The organism is Veronia pacifica, assembly GCF_001707825.1.
Taxonomy (GTDB): domain Bacteria; phylum Pseudomonadota; class Gammaproteobacteria; order Enterobacterales; family Vibrionaceae; genus Veronia; species Veronia pacifica.
The window spans coordinates 21,812-28,676 of sequence record NZ_LYBM01000061.1 but is presented as its reverse complement, the minus strand read 5'-3'; the positions used below and the strand labels follow the sequence as shown (position 1 = coordinate 28,676).

Annotated in this window: 10 protein-coding genes and 1 CRISPR repeat array; of the genes, 6 read left to right on the top strand and 4 right to left on the bottom strand. The window is 50.6% G+C overall.

Annotated features, from left to right (window positions below; translation table 11 throughout):
* Positions 1 to 22: 22 nt before the first annotated feature.
* A CRISPR array of direct repeats spans positions 23 to 287; the repeat unit is 23 nt; unit sequence CTTCAGTGCCGCCTACACGGCTG.
* 373 nt (positions 288 to 660) lie between these two features.
* From A8L45_RS21530 to A8L45_RS21515, 4 genes are all read right to left on the bottom strand, one after another.
* The gene (locus A8L45_RS21530; RefSeq protein WP_068905414.1) at positions 661 to 903 is read right to left on the bottom strand and encodes a hypothetical protein; all 243 of its coding nucleotides are present in this window, start codon (positions 901 to 903) and stop codon (positions 661 to 663) included.
* Positions 904 to 1,021: 118 nt separating this feature from the next.
* Positions 1,022 to 1,405, bottom strand: a complete 384-nt coding sequence (locus tag A8L45_RS21525) for a hypothetical protein (protein ID WP_068905413.1) — start codon at positions 1,403 to 1,405, stop codon at positions 1,022 to 1,024.
* On the bottom strand, positions 1,402 to 2,913 hold the full coding sequence (locus tag A8L45_RS21520; RefSeq protein ID WP_068905412.1) for a DNA cytosine methyltransferase: 1,512 nt from the start codon (positions 2,911 to 2,913) through the stop codon (positions 1,402 to 1,404). Before A8L45_RS21520 ends, A8L45_RS21525 begins: the two co-directional genes overlap by 4 nt.
* 207 nt (positions 2,914 to 3,120) lie before the next feature.
* The gene (locus A8L45_RS21515; RefSeq protein WP_245680792.1) at positions 3,121 to 3,813 is read right to left on the bottom strand and encodes a LexA family protein; all 693 of its coding nucleotides are present in this window, start codon (positions 3,811 to 3,813) and stop codon (positions 3,121 to 3,123) included.
* Between the two features lie 98 nt (positions 3,814 to 3,911).
* Here A8L45_RS21515 and A8L45_RS21510 point away from each other — a divergent pair, with 98 nt between their 5' ends.
* The 6 genes from A8L45_RS21510 (at position 3,912) to A8L45_RS21490 (ending at position 6,865) form a co-directional block, all read left to right on the top strand.
* The gene (locus tag A8L45_RS21510; RefSeq protein WP_139122447.1) at positions 3,912 to 4,154 is read left to right on the top strand and encodes a hypothetical protein; all 243 of its coding nucleotides are present in this window, start codon (positions 3,912 to 3,914) and stop codon (positions 4,152 to 4,154) included.
* A 73-nt stretch (positions 4,155 to 4,227) separates the two neighbouring features.
* Positions 4,228 to 4,782 carry a toxin YdaT family protein gene (locus tag A8L45_RS21505; RefSeq protein WP_068905411.1) on the top strand — a complete coding sequence of 185 codons (555 nt, stop codon included), beginning with the start codon at positions 4,228 to 4,230 and terminating at the stop codon, positions 4,780 to 4,782.
* Between the two features lie 13 nt (positions 4,783 to 4,795).
* The gene (locus tag A8L45_RS24730) at positions 4,796 to 4,942 is read left to right on the top strand and encodes a hypothetical protein (protein ID WP_175402053.1); all 147 of its coding nucleotides are present in this window, start codon (positions 4,796 to 4,798) and stop codon (positions 4,940 to 4,942) included.
* Positions 4,927 to 5,814: a helix-turn-helix domain-containing protein gene (locus A8L45_RS21500; RefSeq protein WP_068905410.1), complete on the top strand. Its 888-nt coding sequence runs from the start codon at positions 4,927 to 4,929 to the stop codon at positions 5,812 to 5,814. Before A8L45_RS24730 ends, A8L45_RS21500 begins: the two co-directional genes overlap by 16 nt.
* Entirely contained in the window at positions 5,811 to 6,554 is a 744-nt protein-coding gene (locus tag A8L45_RS21495) for an ATP-binding protein (protein ID WP_175402052.1), read from the top strand. Before A8L45_RS21500 ends, A8L45_RS21495 begins: the two co-directional genes overlap by 4 nt.
* On the top strand, positions 6,551 to 6,865 hold the full coding sequence (locus A8L45_RS21490) for a hypothetical protein (protein ID WP_068905408.1): 315 nt from the start codon (positions 6,551 to 6,553) through the stop codon (positions 6,863 to 6,865). The genes A8L45_RS21495 and A8L45_RS21490 overlap by 4 nt, the downstream gene beginning before the upstream one ends.

The following is a 6,865-nucleotide window of genomic DNA, read 5'->3' as shown; positions in this document are numbered from 1 at the left end:
ACTACTGTGGATGACTAAAGCTCTTCAGTGCCGCCTACACGGCTGCGCACACCATCTTAGTGAATGCGCCTTGAAAGGGAACACTTCAGTGCCGCCTACACGGCTGGCGCGCTCTGTGTAAAACAGTATGTATCGCTCCTATCTCTTCAGTGCCGCCTACACGGCTGCGCACTTATTGCAGGAGTACACCGGATCAGAGTGGCACTTCAGTGCCGCCTACACGGCTGCGCACAGTAAAGAATGTTGCTAATCCACTTGTGACTACTTCAGTGCCGCCTACACGGCTGCGCACCGTAGCGCAAAGACCAGAATCCCAGTTGTGACGCGGTGTGCGCGAAAAAAGAGTGAAAAAACCCTTTTTTAAACCAAATTGTTATGACCCATTTAAATCAATAACTTATAAAAGCCAAGAAAAAAAGGGTCAGTGACACGAGTTACGCTCTACACGCAAAAGCTTTGCTTTATTGTGATTGTCACAGGCTGACTTTGTCCCGGGGCAAGGTAAGGCAATGTAAAACATCGCTCATACACCACAACGCCAGAAACAGGATGTGAAGATAAAGCGCAAAGCGCTCCGCATCCGAGCGCCCTTTTCTACACAGTATTCCGGTCATAATCTAGTTTTTTACTCTAATAAAGCGCCAAGTGGTCACTCGGCGCTCAAATTGTATGAGTTTTATTCACATACCCCACAACCTCGGGGATAAAGTATCTACCGGGGTTTGAGTTACCTTTAGGGGCAGGGAAATCTTTCTGTCTCCACCTCCATAACGTCATGGTAGAAATGCCGAAGAACGCCAGTATGTGATCGCTGGTAACGAACATGCACTTTGGCGGAATACCCAGCGCCTCTTTAAACTCAGCGATAGTGATTTTTGGTTCTACATTATCTGCGGTACTCATGGCACGTTACTCTCTGTTAAATCCGGTGGTCAGTCAGTAAGGGTTTTGCGCTTTCGGCAAAGCATGGCGCAAACGTAAAAGCACACAGCGCCCACTGCATAAATCAACAACGCTTCCATCATCTTTCTCCCTGTCGGGTAGGGTCGAATATCCGCACCCGGTTAATCGTATGCCAGCAGAGCGCATCACCTCGGAATAACCCGCCCTTCATCAACTTTGCACAGCCCTCGGGTAACTGCTCACCGCACTTCTCACAGCGGCCAAGCCGTTCACTGATAACCCCTATTTCAGCATGTAGACGATGAATCATCGCCGTTATCGCCTCATCATGACTGTAAGGTTCCGTCGGTTGACCAAAGAACGCACAAACAGCATCTAACTTCTCAAGCTCTGTTTTCGCCAGCGTGACAGGAAAGGTGGTCAGCCCTATTGCCTTGCGTCGGTCGCGCAAATTCTGCGCACGGCGTTTGCCTTGCTCGCGAACACGGTCTTGTGAAGTCATGCTGCCACCCTTACAGAGCCAGGCGCACCTAAATTGGCATCAACTAAAACCTTTGCCATTGTTGGCGGTACAGAATTACCCACCCGGGCCACTTGGGCACGTTTGGACAATTTTTTGCCTTCGGCATCATGGCTAATTCGATAAGAGGGAGGGAAATCGTGGGCTGCATACAACTCATGGGGCTCAAGCATTCGCATACCAATATCTACAATTTGGTATGCCTCGCCGCGCACGGTGACAAGCCCAAATCTGTCTTTGCAGGTAACTGTACCCAATGGCGTGTCGCAGCCTTCTGCCGTCGCAGTGCCGTAGTACTTCACCAAAAACGCTCTTACTTCGCCAAGATGAAAACCACCCGCTGAAATCGTATGAAGTGGCTCATCGGTACCGTGTCCAATATTGGTTCCGCGCAGCTTGATCATACTGCTAGTAACCAAGGCGTTATGATCAGTTGTTGTCACAGTGTGAAGCGGTTCGCCAGCACTCGAACCAACAACGCCAGAATAGTGTTTAGCGATAAATGCAGACACCAAAGCGAAATGACCACCTTTCACCTGCGCGCACAAAGTCCGCAATGGTTCATCAGCAGGCATATTTCTCTGATTACTCGCATTGGCATGTTCAGTAATAAAAGGAACAGCAGTGCCCTCTGGGGCAATAAAAGGTGTGGAGTTAAAAACATACTTCTCTAACCCTTTGGCAATGCGGCGCATCGTACTTTCTGCGAGTGGGCGGGGCCGATTAAAAATCGACTTAACCGGAATAGACCAATCAATAATGTCAGCGGCAGTTCTGAAAGGTTTTAGCCCTGAGCCCTCTTTACCGTGTGTAGGTGCAGGCCACTGAATCGGCTCATCGTCCTTACGGGCAATCAGAAACAAGCGCTTGCGAGTAGTAGGCACACCATAGTCACAAGCAGAAAGCACCTTGAACTCGACCTTATAGCCAAGGCCTTCCTCAAGCTTGCCATGAGGAAAGCATCGCCCTAACACGTCATAGATTTCATTCCATGCAGGATGGAAAGTATCCAGCCCCGTAGTCAGGCAATCTATAAAGGCTTGGAATGTCTCACCTTTTCTCGTCGGGTTTGGTCTATATGAGCCGGGGTCAACTTCATCGAGCGGTCCCCATGTCAGAAACTCTTCAACGTTTTCAAGCATAAAAACTCTGACAGGGACAAGTGCAGCCCATCGGACAGCAACCCAAGCCAGCCCGCGAATATTTTTATCAACCGGCTTGTTGCCCTTCGCTTTTGAAAAATGCTTACAGTCAGGAGAAAACCAAGCAAAACCGACTGGGCGACCTTTACATGCCTCAACAGGGTCAACATCCCACACACTTTCGCAATAATGTTCGGTTTCAGGATGATTGGCTTTATGCATCGCAATGGCCTCCGGGTCGTGGTTAATGGCAATATCCACATGCCTATTTAAACCAAGCTCCATACCAGTGCTCGCACCGCCACCACCTGCGAAATTATCTACAACGAGTTCATCCTGACGAATCATCTTCCCTGTCTCCTAATGTTCCAAATTGAACTAAATGAAAACCTATAGTTACCATAGCAACCAAAAGTTACTAATTGGAAACTATCAGTTTCTATAATGAGACAGCGATAGCGAACATATATGCAACACATTGCAAAAGTAAAAGGAGATATATATGGGAGGGAACGAAACAGAAAGGCTGGCGGGGGAGGCCAGCCCAGATAAAACCTAGTCTAAGTCCATGATCACCTGACGGACAAAACCAACAATCCGACAATTACCGTTAACCATAATATGTTGATAGGTAGGATTCAGCGGTACCAAATATTTGTGTGGGCCATCAATCTCAAGTTTCTTAATCGTCGCCTCATCGCTGCCTTTGAGCATCGCCACCACAATCTTGCCAGATTCCGGATCAGGACAAGGCTGAACAATCACCACCGAGCCATGCGGAATAGACGGCGACCCATGTGGATTGGTCATAGAGTTGCCTCGCACCCGCAGCGCAAAAGCATCTTCACCCACCTTCGCACTCGTCTCCTGCCATTCAACATCTTCACCTAGCTGCTCAAACGTCAGGCTCTCAGCCCAGTTGCCAGCCTGCACCGTCGAAAGAATAGGAACCTTACGCAAAGCAGCGAAGGCAGGCTGAGCTCCAGGTACTGATGCTTCATTGCCAGATGACTGATGACCAAGGAGATACTCCACACTTGTGCCTGCAAGTGCTGCTATATCAGCAAGTTTTTTTGTGTCAGGAATCGCATCCCCGACAAGCCATTTTCGAATCGCAACAACCGAAATGGAGTAAGGAAGTCGCTTTGCAATGTATGGCGCACGGCCTTTCGAAGGCGCGCCGACCGCGTTAAATGCGGCGTTCAGACGAGAAGCAAAGTCAGCAGCAGAGTCCTTTTGGTTCAACACATACACTCCAAATCAATAACTTTCAGTTTTTTCACACAGTTGACAAGAAACTATTAGTTACTGTCTAATTATTAACCAATAATTACTAATGAGACAGAATGATGAAAAATAACATTGTATCCCGAGTGCGAAAAATTCACTTCAACGGCTCCTTAACCAAAGCCGCTCAATATTTCAATGTGTCCTCCACCGCCTACCACAAATGGGAAAGTGACGGAGAATTTCCAGCAAAATCAGGAAGAATGCAGCAAGCGCATGTCCTCACCGGATACAGCTATCAAGTGCTAACGCCTTCGATATTCGTGTTACCCAAGCGTGCCGAAAACACAACCCCAGCATAGCGCAAACGGTAGCCAAATAGGTGAACTAAAGGTTTCTGTATGAACATACAGCCATGAAAAGTGGAGAAATGTGATGACAACCCAAAGTTTCAAAGCCGTTATTCGTAACGCAGTAGAAGGATGGCGCACCCAAGTCAGCAAAGACTACATAGCAACCAACATCGCCCGCCAGTACCACACCCTCACACTGGCAGAAGAGATTGATGCACAGCGAAAAACCCTGCTGAAACCGCCGGGCGCCGACGATAAAAACAACCAGCAAAACTTCTTCCGCTACCTCGAAAGAACCAGCATAGAAGCCAAAGCCACCATCCTAGATCTACTGCCCGCCATCCTCGCCGCCATGCCCAAAGCGCGGGGCGTCGATATGCTCAACACCTTCCTCAACCCGCTAGGGTTCACCGTCGCTGAAATAGGCAGCAACAGCACCGCCGCCAACCGCGACAAACTGCTGGCCGAAATGAGTAAAGAATCGTCTGAAGCACTCAGCGCCATCTTGCTGCTGCCAGAAAACGCCAGCCTGCAACAACTTCGCGCCGCCTACAAAGAAGTTCAGGAAAGCGAAGGCGCCCACAAACCTGCGCTTGAATACATCGAAGCGCTCATGCAACACAAACACGCCGCCTGAAGGGGACCACACCATGAGCCTCAAATACCGCTGTAAACAAAAACAATGGCTGCTTGCCTGCGGCCCACATACCAGCGTTATCGACAGAAAACACGCCGAGCGATATTTCAACGCCCTGCGTAAACATCACAAGGAGCGACACCAATGTCCGTCCGCGTAATGTCCATGGTGTGGGATTCAACTGCCTTCAGTGGCAACACCAAACTCATCATGCTCTGTCTGGCCGACTACGCCAACGACGAAGGCTGGTGCTGGCCGAGTTACGACGCCATCGCTCGCAAATGTTGCATATCGCGCAGTACCGTCAAAGCCCAGATAAAACGGCTGATAGAGCAGCATGTGCTCAACAAAACCACCCGCAAGAAAACCACCGAAGACGGGTACATCACCAACGACAGCAACATCTACCAAATAGATGTCAGCCACCTGAAAGCCCTGCTGAGAGAACAAGAAAATACCGCCAAAAGTGGGGGCGAAAAATGCCCTAGGTCAGAAATAGACCTAGGTCAGAATAGCCAAGGGGGTGGGTCGAAATCTGACCCCAAACCATCACTAGATCCATCAAAAGAGATCTTACCCCCTAAAGTCCCCCAAGCGGACAAACCAAACGAGCGCAATACCGCGAACGGTGACAACCCGGCACCAGAGAAAACCACTCACGCCAAAACCCCCCGAGCGACCAAAACCTCCCGTTCTGCTGAAACCAAGGGCGCAGGCACCCAACCCGCCAGTGGCAAACGAAAAACCGCCTTACCCGAACACTTCACCGTGACTGACGAAATGCGCGAGTGGTATCAGGCTCAGCGACAAAACGGACAGCCCTACGCCGTCAACATCGACGACGCCACCGCTCAATGGTGCGACGCCATGATCGCCCGGGGAAATACCTACACCAACTGGCACGCCGCATGGCGAAACGGCATGCGAAACGCCAACAAATGGGCCCAGCAACGAGGCCCACAACACGCAACCAACATCAACCAAATTGGTGCCCGCGACGACGAATACGGCCCACCGGAGGAATGGCAATGAAAACACCTAACCAACTGCTCAGCGCCATCGCAAAGCAACACGTTAAACCGCTCACCCTAGCCGAGCGAAACGACAGATTCGAACGCGAGCACCAGGCACACCTGCAGAAAATAAACGACAACTACAGCGCCAGCCGCATTCAGGTCGCACTGGGTTGCAGCGGCATTGCCAAAAAGCACCAAAAGTGCCGGTTCGATAACTACCTGATTGAATCGCCTGAGCAACATCGCGCCCAACAACAAGCCAAGCTCTGGCTTAAAGGTCACCTGCGCGGCGACCAAGGCGGATTCATCTTCGCAGGCACACCCGGCACAGGGAAAAATCACCTAGCCAGCGCCATTGCCAACCACATCATTGCCAACAAAGGCACTGCCATGATTGTCACCGTCAGCGACCTCATGATGAAAATGCGTGACACCTACCGCAGCGACACCCAAATGACCGAGGCCAAGCTCATGCGCCACCTTGCCAAGCTCGACCTGCTGGTGATAGACGAAGTGGGCGTACAACGCGGCAATGCAAACGAAACCATCACCCTCAACGAAATCATCAATGCCCGTAATGCCGACGAAAAACCCACGGGCATACTCACCAACCTCAATCAAACAAAGCTACACGACACACTGGGAGACAGAGCCATCGACCGCATTATGGAAGGGGCAGGGCGCTGGGTCTCCTTTAACTGGGAAAGCTACCGCAAACGCAGTAACACCCAAAACAACAACGGGAGAGCAGCATGAACACACTTCAACAACTGCAAACCGCAGGCAGAGTGACAGATAAAACCACACTTGGTCGCACCATACTGGTGACCTATGGCGAGCAATGGCACACCCTGCGCAGCATAGAAAAATACATACGCCAGCGGTTCGGCCATGCCGACACCCAGCCCACCATTTCAGCCCGCCTGCGGGATGTAAAAAAGCGATACAGCAGAGAGCTGACCCTGCAAAAACGCAGCGAGCGGATCAACAACAAAAACGTCTGGTTTTACCGCATTGTCAGTGTCACCCAACCGACTCACACAGCACCCACCAAAGAGGCCGCATAA